At 68.8% G+C, this 20,644-nt stretch carries 19 protein-coding genes and 1 tRNA gene; 7 read left to right on the forward strand and 13 right to left on the reverse strand.

Annotation, left to right across the window (positions count from 1 at the left end; translation table 11 throughout):
• Nucleotides 1-7: 7 nt before the first annotated feature.
• Genes glyA through VHC63_14780 form a run of 3 tightly spaced genes read right to left on the reverse strand, consistent with a single transcriptional unit; the run spans nucleotide 8 to nucleotide 2,246 of the window.
• Complete coding sequence (gene glyA, locus VHC63_14770) at nucleotides 8-1,252, reverse strand: serine hydroxymethyltransferase (GenBank protein HVV37870.1); 1,245 nt, start codon at nucleotides 1,250-1,252, stop codon at nucleotides 8-10.
• Nucleotides 1,252-1,695 carry a ribose 5-phosphate isomerase B gene (rpiB, locus tag VHC63_14775; protein HVV37871.1) on the reverse strand — a complete coding sequence of 148 codons (444 nt, stop codon included), beginning with the start codon at nucleotides 1,693-1,695 and terminating at the stop codon, nucleotides 1,252-1,254. Before rpiB ends, glyA begins: the two co-directional genes overlap by 1 nt.
• A complete protein-coding gene (locus VHC63_14780; protein ID HVV37872.1) occupies nucleotides 1,695-2,246 on the reverse strand; it encodes a hypothetical protein in 552 nt (183 codons plus the stop codon). Before VHC63_14780 ends, rpiB begins: the two co-directional genes overlap by 1 nt.
• Nucleotides 2,247-2,282: 36 nt before the next feature.
• On the opposite strand from VHC63_14780, the gene VHC63_14785 reads away from it, so the two are divergent.
• Both VHC63_14785 and VHC63_14790 read left to right on the forward strand, forming a co-directional pair.
• Complete coding sequence (locus tag VHC63_14785; GenBank protein ID HVV37873.1) at nucleotides 2,283-3,785, forward strand: acetyl-CoA acetyltransferase; 1,503 nt, start codon at nucleotides 2,283-2,285, stop codon at nucleotides 3,783-3,785.
• A gap of 361 nt (nucleotides 3,786-4,146) precedes the next feature.
• Nucleotides 4,147-6,084 (forward strand): ELWxxDGT repeat protein, encoded by a 1,938-nt coding sequence (locus VHC63_14790; protein HVV37874.1) that lies wholly within the window; start codon nucleotides 4,147-4,149, stop codon nucleotides 6,082-6,084.
• 6 nt (nucleotides 6,085-6,090) lie between these two features.
• On the opposite strand, the gene VHC63_14795 is transcribed toward VHC63_14790, so the two are convergent.
• The 6 genes from VHC63_14795 to rho are packed head-to-tail and all read right to left on the reverse strand — an operon-like array spanning nucleotide 6,091 to nucleotide 11,565.
• Nucleotides 6,091-6,612: an L-threonylcarbamoyladenylate synthase gene (locus tag VHC63_14795; protein ID HVV37875.1), complete on the reverse strand. Its 522-nt coding sequence runs from the start codon at nucleotides 6,610-6,612 to the stop codon at nucleotides 6,091-6,093.
• Entirely contained in the window at nucleotides 6,606-7,466 is an 861-nt protein-coding gene (gene prmC / locus VHC63_14800) for a peptide chain release factor N(5)-glutamine methyltransferase (GenBank protein HVV37876.1), read from the reverse strand. The genes VHC63_14795 and prmC overlap by 7 nt, the downstream gene beginning before the upstream one ends.
• Complete coding sequence (gene prfA, locus VHC63_14805; protein HVV37877.1) at nucleotides 7,456-8,520, reverse strand: peptide chain release factor 1; 1,065 nt, start codon at nucleotides 8,518-8,520, stop codon at nucleotides 7,456-7,458. Before prfA ends, prmC begins: the two co-directional genes overlap by 11 nt.
• Nucleotides 8,521-8,524: 4 nt before the next feature.
• Nucleotides 8,525-9,466, reverse strand: a complete 942-nt coding sequence (locus VHC63_14810; protein HVV37878.1) for a hypothetical protein — start codon at nucleotides 9,464-9,466, stop codon at nucleotides 8,525-8,527.
• Between the two features lie 6 nt (nucleotides 9,467-9,472).
• Nucleotides 9,473-9,694 (reverse strand): 50S ribosomal protein L31, encoded by a 222-nt coding sequence (rpmE, locus tag VHC63_14815; GenBank protein ID HVV37879.1) that lies wholly within the window; start codon nucleotides 9,692-9,694, stop codon nucleotides 9,473-9,475.
• A gap of 20 nt (nucleotides 9,695-9,714) precedes the next feature.
• On the reverse strand, nucleotides 9,715-11,565 hold the full coding sequence (gene rho / locus VHC63_14820; GenBank protein HVV37880.1) for a transcription termination factor Rho: 1,851 nt from the start codon (nucleotides 11,563-11,565) through the stop codon (nucleotides 9,715-9,717).
• A gap of 203 nt (nucleotides 11,566-11,768) precedes the next feature.
• Between rho and VHC63_14825 the strand changes: the two genes are divergently transcribed.
• From VHC63_14825 to thrC, 3 genes are read left to right on the forward strand one after another with little or no spacing between them, the layout of a single operon-like run.
• The gene (locus tag VHC63_14825; GenBank protein ID HVV37881.1) at nucleotides 11,769-12,926 is read left to right on the forward strand and encodes a cation:proton antiporter; all 1,158 of its coding nucleotides are present in this window, start codon (nucleotides 11,769-11,771) and stop codon (nucleotides 12,924-12,926) included.
• Between the two features lie 33 nt (nucleotides 12,927-12,959).
• Nucleotides 12,960-13,490, forward strand: coding sequence for a cupin domain-containing protein (locus VHC63_14830; protein ID HVV37882.1), 531 nt, complete (start codon nucleotides 12,960-12,962; stop codon nucleotides 13,488-13,490).
• 12 nt (nucleotides 13,491-13,502) lie between these two features.
• Nucleotides 13,503-14,828, forward strand: a complete 1,326-nt coding sequence (gene thrC / locus VHC63_14835; protein ID HVV37883.1) for a threonine synthase — start codon at nucleotides 13,503-13,505, stop codon at nucleotides 14,826-14,828.
• Here thrC and VHC63_14840 read toward each other — a convergent pair.
• A complete protein-coding gene (locus VHC63_14840) occupies nucleotides 14,809-16,095 on the reverse strand; it encodes a homoserine dehydrogenase (protein ID HVV37884.1) in 1,287 nt (428 codons plus the stop codon). The genes thrC and VHC63_14840 overlap by 20 nt on opposite strands.
• Nucleotides 16,096-16,105: 10 nt before the next feature.
• On the reverse strand, nucleotides 16,106-17,380 hold the full coding sequence (lysA, locus tag VHC63_14845; GenBank protein HVV37885.1) for a diaminopimelate decarboxylase: 1,275 nt from the start codon (nucleotides 17,378-17,380) through the stop codon (nucleotides 16,106-16,108).
• A 48-nt stretch (nucleotides 17,381-17,428) separates the two neighbouring features.
• Between lysA and argS the strand changes: the two genes are divergently transcribed.
• On the forward strand, nucleotides 17,429-19,123 hold the full coding sequence (argS, locus tag VHC63_14850) for an arginine--tRNA ligase (protein ID HVV37886.1): 1,695 nt from the start codon (nucleotides 17,429-17,431) through the stop codon (nucleotides 19,121-19,123).
• 58 nt (nucleotides 19,124-19,181) lie between these two features.
• Here the strand turns inward: argS and VHC63_14855 are convergent, their stop codons facing one another.
• Nucleotides 19,182-19,553: a response regulator gene (locus VHC63_14855; GenBank protein HVV37887.1), complete on the reverse strand. Its 372-nt coding sequence runs from the start codon at nucleotides 19,551-19,553 to the stop codon at nucleotides 19,182-19,184.
• A gap of 50 nt (nucleotides 19,554-19,603) precedes the next feature.
• On the opposite strand from VHC63_14855, the gene VHC63_14860 reads away from it, so the two are divergent.
• Nucleotides 19,604-19,675, forward strand: a tRNA-Arg gene (locus tag VHC63_14860).
• A 396-nt stretch (nucleotides 19,676-20,071) separates the two neighbouring features.
• Here the strand turns inward: VHC63_14860 and VHC63_14865 are convergent.
• Entirely contained in the window at nucleotides 20,072-20,620 is a 549-nt protein-coding gene (locus VHC63_14865; GenBank protein HVV37888.1) for a DUF2127 domain-containing protein, read from the reverse strand.
• Nucleotides 20,621-20,644: the final 24 nt, after the last annotated feature.

A 20,644-nucleotide genomic window follows, 5' to 3' on the forward strand; every position in this document is an offset into this window, starting at 1 on the left:
CGCGACGCTACTTAGAGGGGTAGGGCGGGAACTTGGCGCACAGTTCGTTGACTCCCTTGCGCACGGTGGCGAGCGTGTCGGCTTCGTCCCGGCCGCGCAGGGCCTCGCCGATGAGCCGGGCGATGACCGGCATCTCGGACTCGGTCATGCCGGTGGTCGTGACCGCCGCGGTGCCGATACGCAAGCCGCTGGTGACGAAGGGCGACCGCGGGTCGTCGGGGATCGTGTTCTTGTTGAGCGTGATGCCGGCGTTGTCGAGCGTTTCCTGGGCGATCTTGCCGGTCAATTCTTCGTCGAAGGTGCGCAGGTCGACGAGCATGAGGTGGTTGTCGGTGCCGCCGCTGACGATGCGGAACCCCTCCCCCGCCAGCGCCTCGGCCAGGGCGCGGGCGTTGCGCACGATCTGCTCGGCGTAGGCCGTGAACTCGGGCTGGCTCGCCTCGTGGAACGCCACGGCCTTCGCCGCGATCACGTGCTCGAGGGGACCGCCCTGGAGGCCGGGGAACACGGCGGAGTCGATTTTCTTGCCGATCTCGGGGGTGGCGCTGAGGATGCAGCCGCCGCGGGGGCCGCGCAGCGTCTTGTGCGTCGTGAAGGTGACGACGTCGGCGTAGGGCATCGGGTTCGGGTGCGCGCCGCCGACGATGAGCCCGGCGATATGGGCGGCGTCGAACATGAACAGCGCACCGACCGAATCGGCGATCTTGCGCAGCGGTTCGGGTTCGATGATGCGGCTGTAGGCCGTCGCCCCGGCCACGATCATCTTCGGGCGGTGCTCCTCGGCCAGCGACGCGATCTGGTCGTAGTCGAGGCGCTCGTCGGACGGGCTGAGGCCGTAGGGGACGAAGTTGTACAGCCGGCCCGAGATGTTGACGTCCTTGCCGTGGGTGAGGTGGCCACCGTGGTCGAGGCTGAGGCCGAGCACGGTGTCGCCGGGCTGCAACAGCGCCAGGTACACGGCCACGTTGGCGTTGGCGCCGGAGTGAGGCTGCACGTTGGCGTGGACGGCGGCGTCGCCGAACAGCGCCTTGATGCGCTCGATGGCGAGGGCTTCGACCTCGTCGACGACCTGGTTGCCGCCGTAGTAGCGCTTGCCGGGATACCCCTCGGAGTACTTGTTGGTGAGGACCGATCCCGTCGCCGCCATCACCGCCTCCGAGGCGAAGTTCTCCGACGCGATCAGCTGGAGCGTCGTCATCTGACGCTCCTTCTCGCGGGCGATGAGGTCGAATACGGCGTCGTCGTTTTGCATCAGTTCTCGTTTTCGATGTCGGCGATTTGCTGGAGGCGGGCGACGTGGCGGCCGCCTTCGAACTCGGTGGTCAGCCACACGGCGAGGATCTCCTCGGCCAGGCCGGGCGCCACGATGCGCCCGCCCATCGACAGCACGTTGGCGTCGTTGTGGAGGCGACTCATCTTGGCGGTGTAGAGGTCGTTGCACAGGGCGGCCCGCACGCCTCTGACCTTGTTGGCGGCGATCTGCTCGCCCTGGCCGCTGCCGCCGAGCACGATGCCGCGGTCGGCGTCGCCGCGGGCGACAGCGCGGCCCACCGCGGCGCAGATCGGCGGGTAGTCCACCGAGTCCGCGCTGAACGTTCCGATGTCGTCCACGTCGTGGCCGGCCGCGTGCAGCGCGGCGACGAGATGGCACTTGAGGTCGAAGCCGGCGTGGTCCGAACCGATGGTGATCTTCATCAGGAGGCCGCCCGTCGCGCCTGGTCGCCGAGGTTCGGCAGCCACGTGGCGACGCGGGTCAAGAGGCCGTCGAGCTGCCACGCCGTTTCCTCGTAGCGGGAACGGGGCTTGCCGACGGGATCGGCGACGTCGTCGTTGGGGTCGCCCTTCACGTAGTCGGCGAGCTGGCGGCCGACGTGGAGCTCGGCGAGCGACGCGTGCGGGTTGGCTTCGATGCGGCGCGCCAGTTCGCGCAGGGTGAAGGTGCGCTCGAAGGCCGGCGACGAGGTGACGACGACCTCGCGCAGGTGCTCGCGCGCCATGCAGATGATCAGGTCAGCGCCATCCACGATGCTGCGATCGAGGCGACGGCTGACGTGCCCCGTGATGTCGACGCCGCGGTCGGCGCACACGCTGACGGCGTGGTCCGTCGCCGGGGCGCCGCCCTGCATGATCCCGGCCGACGACACGTGCACGTCGAGGTCCGAGCCCTCGACGCGGTGGCGCAGGATGCCCTCGGCCATCGGCGAGCGGCACTGGTTGGCGGTGCAAACGATGAGAACGTTGATCAGGCGATTCTACGGGGCCGTCTCGTAAGTTCTGCACCCATGGCTTTGGATCCCCGCACGCCGGTCGTGGTTGGCGTTGGCCAGCTCATGCGCAAGCCGACGGTCGACGACCTCGACGGCATCGGCGACAACATCCAAATGATGGCCGAGGCCGCCCGGCGCGCCGCGCAGGACTCGGGCGCCGGCGATCCGACCAAGTTCCTGGCTTCGGTGCAGTCGGTGCGGACCGTGGCGGTGATGTCGTGGCGGCTCAAGCACCCATCGGGTGCCCTGGCCGCCGCCATCGACGCCGACCCGAAGCAGTTCCAGCAGTCGACCGTGGGCGGCAACAGCCCCCAGATGTTGATGACGAGCGCGGCGAACGACATCCTCTCGGGCAAGGTCGACTCCGTCCTCATCGCCGGCTCCGAGGCCTTCCTCACCCGGCGCCGGGCGTCCCAGGCCGGCGTCACGCTGCCGTGGGGGTCGGCGGAGAGCGAAGCGCCGATGGCCGAAGTCGTCGGTCACGACCGCAACGGCTCGAACGACGTCGAGATGTCGGTCGGCTTGATGATGCCGACGCAGGTCTACCCGCTGTTCGAGAACGGTCTGCGCGGTCGAGCCCCCGACGGCCCGCTCGCCCACGAGGTCCGCGTCTCGGAGATGTGGCAGCGCTTCAACGTCGTGGCCCAGTCGAACCCGTACGCGTGGTCGCCCGAGCCGATGACGGCCGAGGAGATCCGCACGCCGAGTGACGACAACCGCTACATCGGTTACCCGTACACCAAGTACCAGAACGCCAACATGACCGTCGACCAGGCCGCGGCGCTGCTGGTGTGCTCTGTCGAGGCCGCGCAGGCGGCCGGGATCCCCGAGGACAAGTGGGTGTTCCCGTGGTCGGGTTCGGACTGCAACGACCACTGGTTCGTGTCCGAGCGCGCCAACCTCTACAGCGCTCCCGCCGTCGGCTTCAACGCCCGCGCCGCGCTCGGCCTCGCCGGCATCGGCATGGACGACGTGAACCACATCGAGATCTACTCGTGCTTCCCGTGCATGGTGCAGATGAGCGCCAACGAGATGGGCATCGACCCCTTCGGCGACCCGCGGCCGCTCACGCAGACCGGCGGCCTGTGCTTCTTCGGCGGGCCGGGCAACAACTACACGACCCATGGCATCGCGTCGATGGTCGAGCGCCTGCGCGCCGAGCCGGGGATCGGCCTCGTCACCGGCAACGGCTGGTATTCGACGAAGCACTCGCTCGGGATCTACTCGACCACTCCGCCGGCGACGCCGTTCCGGTCGGCCAACCCGCAGCCGGAGCTGAACGCGACGCCCCAGACCAAGCTGGTCGACGAGTACGACGGCGCCGGCACGCTGGAGTCCTTCGTCGTGATGCACGAGCGCGACGGCTCCCCCGCGATGGGCACCGTCGCCGTGCGCGTCGGCGACGACTCCCGCACGTGGGCGACGACGACCGACCGCGATTTCATCGCCTGGCTCGAGTCGGGCGAACCGGTCGTGGGAACGGCCGTGACCGTGAAGGACCGCGCGATCACTCGATGACCAAGGACGGACGGGTAAGACTCGCGTCATGTTCCGCCGTTTTGTCCAACTCGTCGCGCTCGCAGCACTGATTGCAAGCCTCCTCGCGTTAAGCGGCCCGCGAGCGAGCGCCTCGTCACCGAACCAGTTCTTCGCACCCGAACTGAGCGCCATCTACAACGGTGCCGTCGTCACCGCGGGGGATCGTGCCTTCTTCGTTTCGCAATGGACAAACGATCCCTATGCGCTTTGGGTAAGCGACGGAACGAAGGCTGGGACATCGCGGCTCACGACTGGAAATCCTCAGGGTTCGCCGACCCGCCAGGACTTGTTTGCCGTCGGTTCCACTCTTTACTTCTGGTCTACGGCACCCGAGACCGGCATGGAGTTGTGGAAGAGCGACGGCACGGCAGCAGGCACGTCGCTCGTCAAGGACATCAATCCGGGTAGCGCCAGCTCGGTTTATGCCGGCGGCGAGTGGCCCGTGGCCTTCAACGGCAAGCTGTATTTCGCGGCGGACGACGGCGTCCATGGACGCGAGTTATGGGTGTCGGACGGCACGTCTGACGGAACCACGATGGTTAAGGACATCGACCCGGGGGCGTCGAGTTCCGGTCCGGCAATCATGCAAGTTGCGGCGGGAACGATCTGGTTTCACGCGGACGACGGGTCGGTCGGCGCCGAACTTTGGAAGAGCGACGGGTCGACAGCCGGTACATCACTGGTGAAAGACATTGCTGCCGGAGCGACTTCGTCCGGCCTCGGCGCCTTCACCGCGTTCGCAGGCAAGGTGTACTTCGGCGCGGCGGAACCGAGCCACGGCGAGGAGCTGTGGGCGACAGACGGCACCTCCGATGGCACCACCATGGTCAAGGACATCAACCCAGGCGCGGGCAGCGGCACGGGCGGGTTGCTCCATCCGTTGTCGTCGACCCTTGCGGTATTCGCCGCCGACGATGGCGTGCACGGGACTGAATTGTGGAAGACCGACGGTACGACCAACGGCACAACGATGCTCAAGGACATCAACGTGCCATCGACCCAAGTTGGTGGTGAGGAGCCAGGATCGGACCCGTCGATCGGCAACGCGTCCGGTGGCAAGACAGTCTTCTACGCGAACGATGGCACGAACGGCCCCCAGCCTTGGGTTTCGGACGGCACACTCCCAGGCACGTTTGCGCTCGCGAACATTCCGCAAAATCCGTGCTGCTCAAGCGTCGCGCCATCGCTAATCGATGGCGAGTGGTATTGGGCGTCGCCGAGCGACTTTTGGCGAACAGACGGCACGGTCGCGGGCACGAAGTCGACCCCGACCGCCGCGGGTACGTGGGGTGTCCAATTCCAAAAACTCAACGGCCTGATTCTCGCCAGCGCCTCGCAAGCGCTCTGGCGCATCGGCACGCCACCACTTGTGGTTACCACCGGCAACGGAGCGCCGGTCCAACTGGCGACGTTCGCGCGCAACGGCAGCGAGATGGAGCGCACAGCGCCGTACGGCGACTTCGGTGGCGGCGCGTCGGTCGCCCAAGGCGACGTCAACGGTGACGGTGTGCTCGACATCATCGTGGGAGCTGGTCCAGGTGGCGGGCCTCACGTGCAGGTGTTCAGCGGGGTCGACAACTCGGTGTTGCGCAGCTTCTACGCGTACGCGTCCGGTTTCACCGGCGGTGTGTTCGTCGCCGCCGGTGACATCAACGGCGACGGCAAAGCCGACATCATCACCGGCGTCGGCCCCGGCGGCGGACCCCACGTCCAAGCCTTTAGCGGCGCCGACAACACCGTGCTGCGCAGCTTCTACGCCTACGCCCCCGCCTTCACCGGCGGCGTCCGCGTCGGCGCCGCCGACATCAACGGCGACGGCAAAGCCGACATCATCACCGGCGCCGGCCCCGGCGGCGGGCCTCACGTGCAGGTCTTCAGCGGCGCCGACAACTCAGTGTTGCGCAGCTTCTACGCGTACGCGCCCGGTTTCACCGGCGGTGTGTATCTCGGTGGCGGTGACATCAACGGCGACGGCAAAGCCGACATCATCACCGGCGTTGGCCCCGGCGGCGGACCCCACGTCCAAGCCTTCAGCGGCGCAGACAACACCGTGCTGCGCAGCTTCTACGCCTACGCCCCCGCCTTCACCGGCGGCGTCCGCGTCGGCGCCGCCGACCTCAACGGCGACGGCAAAGCCGACATCATCACCGGCGCCGGGCCCGGCGGCGGACCCCACGTCCAAGCCTTCAGCGGCGCCGACAACACCGTGCTTGACAGCTTCTTCGCCTACCCGCCGAGCTTCACCGGCGGAGTTTTCCCGGCGTCGATCGGCCGATAACGACTGTCACAAGAAGACTGCGCCCGGGCGCAGGACGCGGATCGGGTCCTGCGTGGCGTCGACGACCGTCGACGGCTGACCGTTGCGGGTGCCGCCGTCGAGGAGCGGGATGTCGCCGAGCGCGGCGCGCACTTCGGCGGCCGTCGTGCAGGGCGGCTGGCCGTGCTTGTTGGCGCTGGTGGTGATCAGCGGGCCGGTGGCGCGGATGAGGGCGCGCAGGTCGTCGTCGTCGGGACAGCGCAGACCGATGGTGGTGGCGTCGCCGCCGAGGTCCCACGCCGCCGACGCCTCCGTGCGGGTGCCGACGATCGTGAGCGCGCCCGGCCAGTAATGCGTGAGGTCGACGGCGAAGGTGGCGTAGCGGGCCGCGTCCTCGGGATCGGCGATGAGGACCGGCAATGCCACCTCGGTCGGGCGTTCCTTGAGCGCGAACAGCGCGGCGCTGTGGCCCACCGTCACGGCGACGCCGTAGACGGTGTCGGTCGGGATTGCGACGACCTCCCCGCGCGCCAGGGCGTCGGCTACCACTTGCCCACCGTGCAGCGCGGCCGGCCGACGAGGTCGTTGTGCGTGGAGACGTCTTCGGCGCCGCCGGCGCGCATGAGTTGCTGGATCGCGTCGCCCTGGTCGGGCGCATGCTCGACCACCAGCGCGCCGGGGCGCGCCAGCCAATCAGGGGTGGCGGCCACGATGCGGCGGATGTCGTCGAGGCCGTCGTGGCCGGCGACGAGCGCGGATGCCGGTTCCCAGTCGGCGACTTCGGCGGGCAGCGCGTCGGTGGTGCGCACGTAGGGCGGGTTGCTCACGACGAGGGTGATCATGCCCATGAGCGCGTCGGGCAGCGCGTCGAACCAGTCGCCGTGCTTGAGGTCGACGCGGCCGATCGCGGCCTGGCCAAGGCCGATGAGGTTGAGCCGGGCGACCTCGAGGGCGTCGGCCGACGCGTCGGTGGCCCACACGTGGGCGTCGGGCACTTCCTTGGCAATCGACAGCGCGATCGCACCCGAACCGGTGCCGAGGTCGACCACGGTCGGCGCCTCGTTGGTGTAGCGCAGGGCGCGCAGGGCGGCGAGCGCCACCTCGACGACCCATTCGGTCTCGGGACGCGGGATGAGGACCCGGCGGTCGACGTACAGGTCGAGCTGGCGGAAGCCCCACGCGCCGAGCACGTACTGGAGTGGTTCGCCGGCGCGGCGGCGCTCCACGCGCTGGTCGATCGACGCCTGGCACTTGGCGTTGACGACCTCGTCGCCGTGGGCGATCAGCTCGGCGGCGTTCCAGTCGGCGACGTGGCCGACGATGAGGCGCGCGTCGCGCTCACCGACGACGCGGGCGGCCGCGGCGATCGCCTCGTTCCAGGTCTGGGTGGTGCTAGTGCTCACCGGCGAGTTGGCGGGCGCGCTCTTCGGCGACCAGCGCGTCGCTCACTTCGTCGAGCTCGCCCATGAGCACACGGTCGAGCTTGTAGATCGTGAGGCCGATGCGGTGGTCGGTGACGCGGTTTTCCTTGTAGTTGTAGGTGCGGATCTTCTCGCCCCGCCCGCCGCTGCCGACCTGGGACTTGCGGGCGTCGGACAGCTCGGCTTCCTGCTTGTCCTGCTCGGCCTTGAGCAGCCGGGCGCGCAACACCTGGAGCGCCTTGGCCCGGTTCTGGATCTGGCTCTTCTCATCCTGCATCGACACGACGAGTCCCGTCGGCAGGTGGGTGATGCGCACCGCCGAGTCGGTGGTGTTCACCGACTGACCGCCGGGGCCCGACGAGCGGTACACGTCGATCTTGAGGTCCTTCTCTTCGATCTGGACGTCGACTTCTTCGGCCTCGGGCAGCACCGTGACGGTGGCGGCCGACGTGTGGATGCGGCCCTGGCTTTCGGTAGCGGGCACCCGTTGCACGCGGTGGGCGCCGCCCTCGAACTTCATGTGAGTCCAGACGTTGTCGCCCTTGATCATGAACGCCACTTCGTTGAAGCCACCCTTGTCCGACGGGTCGGAGCCGAGCACCTCGACCTTCCACTTCATGCGATCCGCGTAGCGCGTGTACATGTCGAAGAGGTCCTTCGCCCACAGGTTCGCCTCTTCACCGCCTTCGGCGCCCCGGATCTCGACGATCACGTTGCGCCCGGCGTTGGGATCCGGCGGCAGCAGCAGGACCTTCAGTTCGGCGTCGAGCGACTCGATGCGCTTCTCGGCGTCGTCGACTTCGGCCCGCATGACGTCGCGGTCTTCACCGGTGGCTTCCTTGAGCATCTCCTTGGCCGCCTCGAGATCCTCGTGCGCCCGTTCGTAGGCGCGGGCGGCCCGCACGATCGGATCGAGTTCCTTGTGCCGGCGCGACAGGTCCCGCAGCACCTTGGGATCGCTGGCAACGTCGGGCGCGGCGAGGCGCGACTCGACGTCGGTGAATTCGTCTTCGAGCATTCGCAGGCGGTCGCGCACGCGATCAGTCTCCCAGAGCCGGCCAGTTGTTCGGAACTGTGACCACGCGTGCCGGTCGCTTGAGCGCGGCGGCGAGGCGGTAGGTGTTCGGCAGCGCGTCAGCTTCGGGCACGACCAGGACGAGTTCGGCGGCCGGCGAATGCTGTCCGCGGGCGTCGGCTGCCGACGGCACCAGGTCAGGGTCGACCCCGACGGAGAACGCGACGACGACGCCATCGCCGACCGCCGGCGCGATGCCGGCGTCGCGCAGATCGGCGCGTGGCGTCGGCGGCGCCACCGGCGTGAGCGGCCCCACACCCACGAGCTCCGGGTGACGCACCGCGATCCAGCGCAGCCACCGCTCGCGGGCGAGATTCGTCATCGGGCTCGGCGGCGCGTCGGCGCGTCGCCCGGCGTTCACCCGCGCCGCGAGGTCTTCGAGGGTGGCGGCGGAGTTGGCCATGCGGTGCGCCTCGCGGTCGTGCTTGCCGACCCCGACGGCGACCTCGCCGTCCTCCACCCGCCCGATCTCGAGCCCCCGCACCTCGAAGCGTGTGACCCCGTCCTCCACCACGATGTCGACCCCCTCGGGCGCCGCCACCCCGTTCTGTGAAGGATCTTCCGTGTCAGATACGGGAGATCCTTCACAGAAGTGCAGGGTGGTGCCGTCGACGGAGTACACCTCGATGGTGGCGGGGGACGCGAAGTAGGTGGCTTGGCGGGCGATGACGCGGGCGGCGGCGTCGTCGTCGGTAATGACGACGAGCCGGTCAGGGACGTCGGCTTTGAGGGCGACGGCCAATGGTCCGCCGAGGCCGCCGCTCTCGGTCAGCACCCACAGCGTTCCGTCGCCGGACGCGGCGGCGCCGCCGGGAAACCCCAGCGGCGTCAGACCGGTTGCCCCCGCAGATGCAGCGAGGGCCTTGAGCTTGGCTGCATTCAGGCGGGCCCGTGTGGACGGGTCCACCGGCAGCTAGTCCTTCTTCTTCGAACCCTGCTTGCCGTACCGGCGCTGGAAGCGCTCGACGCGGCCGCCGGTGTCGACGAGCTTTTGCTTGCCCGTGTAAAAGGGGTGGCACTCGTTGCACAACTCTGCGTGCAGCTCGTTCTTGGTGGAACGGGTGGTGAAGGTGTTGCCGCACGAGCAGACGACCTTCGCCTCGGTGTATTCGGGGTGGATTCCGGTCTTGGGCATGGGGTTGTCTCCTTAACGGCTTATGCGGTCGGGCTGGGGCCCGTCGCCACGTCGGCGAGGAACTCAGCGTTGGTCTTGGTCTTCTTGACGCGGTCCATTAACAAGTCCAAAGCGGCCGCAGATGTTCCATCTTGCTGCAATCCGCTGAGGACGCGCCGCAGCCGCCACACGGCTTGCAGCGCCTTGGCGTCGAACAGCAGCTCTTCCCGGCGGGTCGACGATGCGTTCACGTCGATGGCGGGATAGATGCGCTTCTCCGCCAGGCGACGATCGAGGCGCAGTTCCATGTTGCCGGTGCCCTTGAACTCTTCGAAGATGACTTCGTCCATCTTCGAACCCGTCTCGATCAAGGCGGTGGCGAGGATCGTGAGCGAGCCGCCTTCGTCGAGGTTGCGGGCCGCACCGAAGAACTTCTTCGGCGGATACAACGCGCCGGTGTCGATACCACCCGACATGATGCGGCCCGTCGCCGGCGCCGCCATGTTGTAGGCGCGGGCGAGACGGGTGATGCCGTCGAGCACGATCACGACGTCCTGGCCGGACTCGACGAGGCGCTTGGCGCGCTCGATGGTGAGCTCGGCGACCTGCGTGTGCTCGTCGGAGGGGCGGTCGAAGGTCGACGCCACGACTTCGCCCTTGACCGAGCGGCGCATGTCGGTGACTTCTTCGGGACGCTCGTCGACCAGCAGGACGATGAGGTGCACGCCCGGGTTGTTGGCTTCGATCGACGTGGCGATCTGCTTGAGCACGGTCGTCTTGCCCGCCTTGGGGGGCGACACGATGAGGCCGCGCTGGCCCTTGCCGATCGGCGACATCAGGTCGACGATGCGGGCGACCATGTTGTTGGGTTCGCCGGGCATCTCGAGCTTGAGCTGCACGTCGGGGAACAGCGGCGTGAGGTCTTCGAACTTCGGACGGGCCTTGGCTTCGTCGATGTCCATCCCGCTGACCGACTCGACGTCGACGACGGCGCCGTACTTCTCGTTGGCGAACGGCGGACGGGACGTGCCGACGATGCGGTCGCCCTTGCGCAGCCCGAATCGCTTGACGGTGGCCACGGGCACGTAGATGTCGTCGTGTGACGGCAGGTAACCCTTCACCCGAATGAGGCCGTAGCCGGCGTCGGACATGTCGAGGAGGCCGGCGACCGGTTCGGTCTCGCCCGAGTACCCCTGCTGCTCCTGATAGCCGGCCATGTCGCGCTCTTGGCCACCTCCGCCGCCACCGAGGCTGTCGAAACGGTCGCGGCCGCGGCGCCGACGGTTACCGCGCTTGTTGCCCTGATCGGCTTGGTTGTTGCTGTTGTTGCGATCGCGGTTTTGGTTGCGATCGCGGTTCTGGTTCTGCTGGTTCCGTTCGCCTTGATTGCGCTCGTTCTGCGGACGCTCGGACCGCTCGCCACCGTCGCGGGGCTTGCCGGCGAAGCCGGTCTTCTCCGCGGGTGCGCCGGCCACGAGTTCGTCGGGCGTGGGCACGTCGGTCACCGAGACGTCGGCGGCTGGGTCGCTACCGAATTCCGCGGCCAGGGCGGCGGCGCGGGCAGCAAAGCTCCGCCGCGGTGCGGCGGATTCGGCGACGGGCTCGTCGGTCGCGGACGCCGAGGGCGCCGCCTCGGGGGCGGCGTCGGCCGCCTCGGCGGTCTCCGCGGTCTTCTTCGTCGCCCGCGCCTTCTTCGGCTTTTCCGCGGCGGCGTCGCCGTTCGATCCGTTGCCGTTGGGCGTGACGCCCGTCGCCTGCAAGATCTTGTCGACCAAATCGGCCTTCTTCGTCCGGCTGCCGGGCTTGACGCCCAGCGCGTCGGCGATGGCGTGGAGCTCGTCGCGCTCTTTGCCTTCAAGGACCGAGCGTTCGAGCTGGTGCTCTCCGCTCATTTACACCTCACAATGGATTAAGGACAGGCTGCGGCCGTGGCTTGCGCGAGCGATGACTTGCGCGAGCGGTGCAACCAGGAGGAGCACTTCCGCCGGTTTCGAAAAAACCGTGCGGCCGGTGCGATGCACACCCTAGCACTCTCCGGGTACAACCGGACTTATCGGCGGTTCATTCCCCCAGGTGGACCGTAACGTGGGCGGCAATGGGCTACGGGGCGCTAGCGCTGGTCATCGCGGCGGGACTCGTCGGACCGCTAGTCGCCGCAGTGGGGCGCTTCGCCCCGCCGGTCGTCGTCGGCGAGCTCGCCGCCGGCGTCGTGCTCGGCCGCACCGGACTCGATTGGGTCCACGGATCCGACCCGTTGCTGTCCGGGTTGGCGAGCATCGGCTTCGTGCTGCTGATGTTCGTCGTCGGCACGCACCTGCCGGTCCGCGACCCAAACCTGCGGGCGGCCGCGGCGCGCGGCGCGGGGGTGGCGGCCACCGTCGGGGCTGCGGCGGCGATCGTCGGCGTCGCGTTGGCGCCCACCGTGAGCCTTCACCGGCCCGCCGTGTTGGCCGTGTTGATCGCCGCCAGCTCGGGCGCCGTTGCCCTACCCGTGCTCCAGTCACTCCCGGCGGACCGCACCGTCGTGGTAACGACCGCGTGGATCGCGCTGGCCGACGTGGCGACGGTTCTGACGCTGCCCTTCGTCCTGGCCGTGGGCTCGGTGCCGCGCGCGTTGTTGGGCGGCGTCCTCGTCCTCCTGAGCGGCGCCGCGCTGTACGTGGCGCTGAGCAGCGCGCGCGACAGCCCCGCCGTGCGCCGCCTGCGCCATCTCTCACACGACCGCGGTTGGGGCGTCGACCTGCGGGTGTCGCTCCTCGCGTTGTTCGTCGCCGCGTGGATCGCAACGCGCTTTGGCACCTCGATTCTCGTCGCCGGATTCGCGATGGGCGCGGCGGTGGCGTTCGTCGGCGAACCGCGGCGCGTCGCGCAACAACTCGTCGGTCTCGGCGAGGGGTTTGCCATCCCGGTGTTCTTCGTCCACCTGGGAGCGCAGCTCGACCTGCGCGGCTTGCTGCATTCGCCGAGCGCGCTGCGCCTCGCCGTGGTAATCGCGGCGGCGTCACTTGTGGTGCACGTTCTGGCCTCTCTGGCCTGGCGCCTCCCGGTCGCCAGTGGGCTGCTGAGCAGCGCCCAACTCGGTGTGCCCTCAGCCGTGGCCACCATCGGGCTGCAGACGAAGCAGCTCACCGCGACCGACGCCGCCGCGGTGATGGCGTCGGTCCTCGTGACCCTCGCCGCCTGTGCCTTGGGCGCCGCACTGCTCGGCAATCGTGGCCAGCTTCCGGACCTGACGGCGCCACATCCCACGTGATGCTTGACTAGCCGCGTGAACGTCCGACGAGTAGTGACCGGACACGACGCGTCCGGCAAGTCCGTGTTCGTGAGCGACGAAGAGGTCGAGCCCTTCGCCCCGATGCTCCAACCCGAGGCGGAGTTCCACCGCATCTGGGGCGGTGACGCCGCGCCCAAGTTCCCGGGCGACGGGAGCCAGCCGGCGCACGCCACCTACTTCCCGCCCATCGGCGGCTTTCGCTTCGGGTTCTTCAGCCTGCCGCCTGACGACGCCGAGCCGCCGGCGGACCTCGATGTCGGTGCCGCCATCGCCGAGATGAACCTGCGCCTGCCCGGCATGCTCGGGTACATGGACGCGACCGATCCCGGCATGCACACCACCGACACGATCGACTTCGAAGTCGTGCTCGAAGGCACGGTGACCCTCGAGCTCGACGACGGCGCCATCGTGACCCTGCATCCGGGCGACACGGTCGTGCAGAACGGCACGCGGCACCGATGGGGCAACCCGGGCAAGACGACGGCGCGCCTCGCGGTCTTCATGGTCGGGGCGAATCATGCGGGCGTACCGCCCCGCGCCTAATACCGTGGCGGCGTGAGGTACCACGCCGAGTTCCGCTGCTTCGCCGGTTGTCCGGGTAGCTGGCCCGTGACCCAGGCCATCTACGCGTGCCCGACGTGCGGCGGGTTGCTCCAGGTCGTGCACGACGTCGACGCGCTGCGTGACCGCAGCGGACCGGCGTGGATGCGCCTCTTCGACGAGCGCTACCGCCAGAACGTGTGGCCGTACGGCTCGGGTGTGTGGGGCAAGCGCGAGTGGGTCATGCCCGAGATCGCCGACGACGACATCGTGTCGATGTACGAAGGCGGCACCAACCTGTTCTGGGCCGAGCGCTACGGCAAGCAGATCGGCGTCGAAGACCTGTGGGTGAAGATGTGCGGCAACTCGCACTCGGGATCGTTCAAGGACCTCGGCATGACGGTGCTCGTCAGTGTCGTGCGCAAGGCGATCAACGAAGGCCTCAAGGTCAAGGCGATCGCCTGCGCGTCGACCGGCGACACCAGCGCGGCGCTCGCCGCCTACGGTGCCGCCGCGGGCCTCCCCGTCGTCGTACTGTTGCCCCGCGGCATGATCTCGACGGCGCAACTGGTGCAGCCGTTGGCGCACGGCGCGCTCGTGCTCGGCCTCGACACCGACTTCGACGGCTGCATGGCCATCGTGAAGCAGCTTGCTGCCGAAGGTCTCGTATACCTCGCCAACTCGATGAACCCGCTGCGGCTCGAAGGCCAGAAGACGGTCGGCATCGAGATCGTCGAGCAGTTCGACTGGCAGGTGCCCGACTGGATCATCCTGCCGAGCGGCAACCTCGGCAACGCGTCAGCGCTCTACGAGGGCTTCCAGATGATGCAGGAGCTCGGCGTCGTCTCGCGCCTGCCCCGCCTGGTCGTGGCGCAGGCCGAGAACGCCAACCCGATGTACCGCGCCTGGAAAGCAGGCCGCAAAGAGGTCGACCCCATCAAGGCTCAGCCGACGCTCGCCACCGCGATCCAGATCGGCAACCCGGTCTCGGCGCCGCGGGCGATGCAGGCGCTTGACGCGATGAACGGTGTGGTCGAGCAGGCCTCGGAGAACGAACTCGCCGAGGCCGCGGCGCGCGCCGATCGCACCGGCATGTACACGTGCCCGCACACCGCCGTCGCCCTCGCCGTGCTCGAGAAGCTCGTGAACGCCGGCACCATCCCGCATGACGACAAGGTCGTCGCCATCTCGACGGCGAGCGGCCTCAAGTTCACGGAGTTCAAGGTCGGCTACCACGAGCGCTCGCTGCCCGGCATCGACGCGACCCAGGCCAACGCGCCGGTCAACCTCGCCGCCGACTACGGCGCGGTCGTCGACGCGATTACCTCTCGGTTCCAATAACGCGGAGGATGCCGCCGACGCTGCGGACGGCGTCGAGGTCGCGCAGATCCCGCAGCGTCGCCTGCACGTCGGCTTCGCGGGCCACGTGGGTGATGAACACCAGGCGAGCCTCGTCGCCGAGGCCCTGCTGTTCCATCGACTGGATCGACACGCCGTGGCCGCCGAGGATCCCGGCCACCGACGCCAGTACGCCGGGTTGATCGGCCACGTCGAGGGCGAGGTAGTACTGCGAGCGCAGGTCGTCGACCGACCTGAGCTTGGGTGGCGACAGCACCGGCGCCCGTCCCGTGCCGCCGATCGACAGGTTGTGGGCGGCGTCGATCAGGTCGCCGAGCAAGGCGCTGCTCGTCGGCAGCGCGCCGGCGCCGCGGCCGTAGAACATCAGCTCGCCCACGGCTTCGCCTTCGATGAACACGGCGTTGAACGAGTCGCGCACGCTGGCGAGCGGGTGCGTCGCCGGCACCATCGCCGGATGCACGCGCACGGCGACCTGCCCGTCGACCAGCTCGGCGATGCCGAGCAGCTTGACCACATAGCCGAGGCGTTGCGCGAAGGCGATGTCGGTGTCGGTGATGCGCCGGATGCCTTCGCAGTAGACGTCGTCGAGCGCCACGCCGACACCGAAGGCGATGCTGGCGATGATCGCCACCTTGGCGCCGGCGTCGAGGCCGTCGACATCGGCGGTGGGGTCGGGTTCGGCGTAGCCGAGACGCTGCGCCTCGGCGAGCGCATCGTCGTAGGTGGCGGCGTCTTCGGTCATGCGGGTGAGGATGAAGTTCGTCGTGCCGTTGACGATGCCCATGATCCGCACGATCGGTTCGCCCGCCAGCGACTCGCGCAGCGGGCGGATGAGCGGGATGCCGCCGGCGACCGCGGCTTCGAACAGCAAGTCGCGCCGGGCATCGGCGGCCGCGGCGAACAACTCAAGGCCGCGCTTGGCGATCAACTCCTTGTTGGCGGTGACGACCGGCTTGCCCGACGCCAGCGCGGCGCGCACCAGTTCGTCGGCGGCGTCAAGCACGCCCATGATCTCGACGACGACGTCGACGTCGTCGGCGGTCACGAGCGCGTGCCCGTCGGTGGTGAGGACGCCTGGGTCGAGTTCGGGCGGACGCGGCTTGTCGAGATCGCGCACCAGCACGCGCGTCACCTCGAGCCGGATGCCGGTGCGGGCTTCGATGTCGTCGGCTTCGCGCGCCAGGAGGCTCACGAGCGCGCCACCGACGTTGCCGCACCCCAGCATCCCGACGCGCACCGCTCGCTTCATCGGGGTCACGCTACTGATCCAGGCGCAGCAGGTCGTCCAGGGTTTCGCGGCGTACCACGACGCGGGCAACGCCGTCGCGCACGAACACGACGGCTGGCCGGGTCACTTTGTTGTAGTTCGACGCCATCGAGTAGCCGTAGGCACCCGTGACCGGCGTGGCGATGATGTCGCCCACACCCATGTCGATCGGGACGCGGGCGTCGCGCACGATCACGTCGCCCGACTCGCAGTGCTTGCCCACGAGCGTGACCGTCCAGTCGCGGTCGGCGTCGACGCAGCGCGGCAGGAACGTGTCGTAGCCGCTGCCGTAGAGGACTGGGCGCGGGTTGTCGCTCATACCGCCGTCGACCGCCACATAGGTGCGGATGCCGGCGAGTTCCTTGATCGTGCCGACGCGGTAGAGCGTCAACGCCGTGGGACCGACGATGGCGCGACCGGGCTCGGCGGTGATGTGGACCGCGGCGTCGATGCCGACGCGGCGCGCCGCCGCCTTCACCGTCGCGCCCCACTGCGCGATGGTCGGGCCTTCCTCGTTGGGCATGTAGGCCACGCCGAGTCCGCCGCCGATGCACAGCTCCTCGACGCCGGTGGCCTTCACGAGGTCGGCGAGGATGACGACTTCCTGCTCGAACCCGGCCGTCATGAAGATCTGGCTGCCGATGTGGGAGTGGAGCCCGACGAGGTCGACGGGCATGGTGGCGAGGCGGGCGATGGCGTCGGCGGCCGCGCCGCTGGCGAGCGAGAAGCCGAACTTGGAGTCCTCCTGCCCGGTCATCACGTACTCGTGGGTGTGCGCCTCGATGCCCGGCGTCACCCGCACCAGCACGCGGGGCCGTAGGTCGGGACGCTCCTTGAGCAGGTCGCCGAGGCGGTCCATCTCATCGAAGGAATCGACGACGATGCGACCGACGCCGACGTCGAGGGCGCGGGCGAGCTCGGCTTCGGATTTGTTGTTGCCATGCAGGACGAGGCGGTCGGCGGGCACCCCGGACGCGAGGGCAACGTGCATCTCGCCCGCCGTGCTCACGTCGATACACATGCCTTCCTCGTGCGCCAAGCGCGCCATCGCCTTGCATAGGAAGGCCTTGGACGCGTAGGCGACGCCGTCGCCGAAGGCTGCGACCGCGGCGCGCGCCCGGTCGCGAATGTCGTCTTCGTCGTAGACGAACAGCGGGGTGCCGAACTCGTTGGCGAGGTCGAGCACGTCGAGGCCGGCGACGAGCAGGTGGCCATCAGGGTCGACTGACGCGTTCGCCGACAAGAGCTTTCGGGGAATCGCCGTCATCCGTGCGAAATTAGTGACCCCATGGCCGGATCACCGTCTCCATTTGCCGTGCTCGCGACGCGGCTGTCCGAAGCAATCGCTGCGGCGTTCGGTTCCGAGTACGCCGGCGAGGACCCGGTCCTGCGCCCCAGCCAGCACGCCGACGCCCAGGCGAACGCCGCGATGGCGCTGGCCAAGCGCGTCGGGCAGTCGCCCCGCGACGTCGCCGGCGCCATCGTGGAGCACGCCGCGCTCGACGATCTGGTGGAACGAACCGAGATCGCCGGGCCCGGCTTCATCAACGTGTGGCTCCGGCCCTCCGCGCTCGCCGCCGCAGTGGCAACGATCGCCAGCGACGTGCGCGCCGGTATCGCCCACGTCGGCGCCCCCGAGCGCGTCGTGATCGACTACTCGAGCCCGACGATCACCAAGGAGATGCACGTCGGCCATCTCCGCACGACAATCATCGGCGACTCGCTGGTCCGGATCTTCGAGTTCCAGGGCCACACGGTCGTACGGCAGAACCACTACGGGGACTGGGGCACGAGTTACGGCATGCTGCTGGAGCGGTTCATCGAGCGGCGCGACGCCGGTGACGAGCCGAGCCTCGACGACCTCAACGCCTTCTACAAGGAGGCCAACGCGTTGTTCACCGGCGACGAAGCGTTCGCCGCCCGGGCGCGGGCGCGCGTGGTGGCGCTGCAGTCGGGCGACGAAGAGAGCCTGGCGGTGTGGCGGCGTTTCGTCGACACGGCCCACGCGCACAACGTGGCGATCTACAACCGCCTCGGCGTGTTGCTCGTCGACGAAGACGTCAAGCCCGAGAGTTGGTACAACGGCGACTTCGCCGACACCGCCGCGGAACTCGAACGCCTCGGCGTCGCCGTCGTCGACGACGGGGCGCTGTGCGTATTCGTGGAGGGCTACGACGCGCCGTTGATGATCCGCAAGTCCGACGGCGGGTGGGGCTACGGCGTGAGCGACGTGGCGGCAATCCGTCATCGCCTGCTCGACCTGCACGGCACGCGCCTCGTCTACGTGGTGGACACGCGCCAGAGCCAGCACCTGCACCAGGTGTTCCGCACCGCCGAGATGGCCGGATGGCTCGTGCCGCCGGCGCGCGCCGAGCACGTCAACTTCGGCACGATCCTCGGAACCGACGGCAAGCCGCTCAAGTCACGTTCCGGCGACACGCCGAAGCTGAACGAGATGCTCGACGAAGCCGTCGAGCGCGCCGCCGCGGTGGTCGACGCCAAGAACCCCGACCTCGACGGCGACACCCGGGCATCCGTCGCCCGCGCCGTCGGCATCGGCGCGGTGAAGTACGCCGACCTCCAGACCGAACGGATCAAGGACTACACGTTCGACCTCGACCGCATGGTTGCCTTCGACGGCAACACGGGCCCGTATCTCCAGTACGCCCACGCCCGCATCAAATCGATCTTCCGGCGCGCCGAGATGACCGAGGCTGACGTCGCCGGCGCGACCGTCGCCATCGCCGAACCGCAGGAACGCGCCTTGGCCATCGCGCTCGTCGGTTTCGCCGACGCCGTCGACGCCGCCGGCGAGGCCTCGGCGCCCCACAAGCTGTGCACGTACCTCTTCGACCTGGCGCAGGCCTTTACGTCGTTCTACGAGGCGTGCCCGGTGCTCAAGGCCGACGACGCCACCCGCGACTCGCGGTTGGTGCTGTGCGCCGCGACTGCCACGACGCTGCGCATCGGCCTCGGCCTGCTCGGTATCGAGGCCCCCGAACAGCTCTAACCACGCTTCTGGTGTCTCCACGACAGAAAGACCCTTCTGTCGTTACACCAGAAGCGGCTTAGGTGCCCTCGATCAGGGCGATGACCCGGTCGAGGAGTTCGAGCGGGTCGAAGGGCTTGGTGATGTATTCGTCGGCGCCCGTCGCCATGCCGGCGCCGAGGTCGCCGGCTTGCGCCTTGGCCGACAGGAGGACGACGGGGATGCTCGCCGTTTCCGGATCCGCCTTGAGTTCGGCGGCGACAGTCAGGCCGTCCTTTTTCGGCATCATCACGTCGAGGAGGATGCAGTCGGGGTTCTCCGCCCGGGCGGCCGCCAGCCCGGCGACGCCGTCGTCCGCGATGACGACCTTCCAGCCCTCCATCTCGAAGTTCACCTGGAGGAGACGCTGGATGACGGGGTCGTCGTCGACGACGAGAACCTTCCTGGGCACCTCCGCATCGTAAGCAAGAACGGCGGGCCGCTACGCTTCCAACCCCCACTGCCCTCGTAGCTCAGGGGATAGAGCATCGGCCTCCGGAGCCGGGTGCGAAGGTTCGAATCCTTCCGAGGGCGCAAAGCGCGCAGAGCATCGGGCAGCCCCGATGCTCTGGGTCGCCGGAGGTTCGAATCCTTCCGAGGGCGCAAAAGCGCGCAGAGCATCGGGCAGCCCCGATGCTCTGGGTCGCCGGAGGTTCGAATCCTTCCGAGGGCGCAAAAGCGCGCAGAGCATCGGCCCCATCCGCGCCATCGCAGCCTTCACGCTTGCCGGCGCCCTCACGTTCTTGGCGTGGAAGCGCCCGCGAGAAGGCGGAAGCCTGCTGGTCGTTGTCGGACTGCTCCCTGCGCTGACAGTGCTGCGAGTCCACGGCGGCCAGTCGTCGCTCATCGCCGCGAGTACGCCGGCGTTCGTCGCCGGCTGCCTCTTCGTCGTCTCCGCGTTCCTCGCACCCGACGACCCACAGCGCACCGCTACGTCGCGCCGGAGCGCTCGACGTCCGGGGGCGTCGCCCTCCGCGGCTCACTGAGCCGTTTGTTCTTCCGCCAGTCGTGCCACACCAGGCACACCACGACGAGGTCGAACGCCGTGAGGACCGCGAGGCTGATCGACGGCAGGTGCACGAAGCGGTACGACTGGTACGCGATGAACGAGCCGAGAAAGCCGATCAGCGTCGGATACGCCCACTGGTAGCCGCGGAACAACGCGACCACGAGCACGACTTTCACCGCGCCGTGCGAAAACAGGTAGGCGGCGCCGAATCCGCGCTGGTGTTCGAGCCCCTGCCCAGCGCGCACGAGATGGCGCGCCACGAAGTCGTGCGGGTCCGACGACAGCTCCGAGCGCGTCGCCGCCACGATGGCGTTGGTCAAAACGTGCGCCGGCACGGCGAGCAGGACGATCCCCCCCATCAGTTCGATCGCGCCGTCAATCGCCTTGACGACGAGCGTGGCGCGCAACGAACGGGCGAGAACCGGCCCAGCGGAGCCGGCGTCAGTGGACTTCTCCGGCGGCGCGACCATCGGGTCGAAACGTACGCTGCTGCG

Source organism: Acidimicrobiales bacterium, from assembly GCA_035546775.1.
Taxonomy (GTDB): Bacteria; Actinomycetota; Acidimicrobiia; order Acidimicrobiales; family JACCXE01; genus JACCXE01.

What these genes read in the sequence shown, in the direction of transcription:
- glyA (HVV37870.1), bottom strand. Translation starts at nt 1,252, where the DNA reads ATGCAAAACGACGACGCCGTATTCGACCTCATCGCCCGCGAGAAGGAG.
- rpiB (HVV37871.1), bottom strand. Translation starts at nt 1,695, where the DNA reads ATGAAGATCACCATCGGTTCGGACCACGCCGGCTTCGACCTCAAGTGC.
- VHC63_14785 (HVV37873.1), top strand. Translation starts at nt 2,283, where the DNA reads ATGGCTTTGGATCCCCGCACGCCGGTCGTGGTTGGCGTTGGCCAGCTC.
- VHC63_14790 (HVV37874.1), top strand. Translation starts at nt 4,147, where the DNA reads ATGGAGTTGTGGAAGAGCGACGGCACGGCAGCAGGCACGTCGCTCGTC.
- rpmE (HVV37879.1), bottom strand. Translation starts at nt 9,694, where the DNA reads ATGCCCAAGACCGGAATCCACCCCGAATACACCGAGGCGAAGGTCGTC.
- rho (HVV37880.1), bottom strand. Translation starts at nt 11,565, where the DNA reads ATGAGCGGAGAGCACCAGCTCGAACGCTCGGTCCTTGAAGGCAAAGAG.
- VHC63_14825 (HVV37881.1), top strand. Translation starts at nt 11,769, where the DNA reads ATGGGCTACGGGGCGCTAGCGCTGGTCATCGCGGCGGGACTCGTCGGA.
- VHC63_14840 (HVV37884.1), bottom strand. Translation starts at nt 16,095, where the DNA reads ATGAAGCGAGCGGTGCGCGTCGGGATGCTGGGGTGCGGCAACGTCGGT.
- lysA (HVV37885.1), bottom strand. Translation starts at nt 17,380, where the DNA reads ATGACGGCGATTCCCCGAAAGCTCTTGTCGGCGAACGCGTCAGTCGAC.
- VHC63_14865 (HVV37888.1), bottom strand. Translation starts at nt 20,620, where the DNA reads ATGGTCGCGCCGCCGGAGAAGTCCACTGACGCCGGCTCCGCTGGGCCG.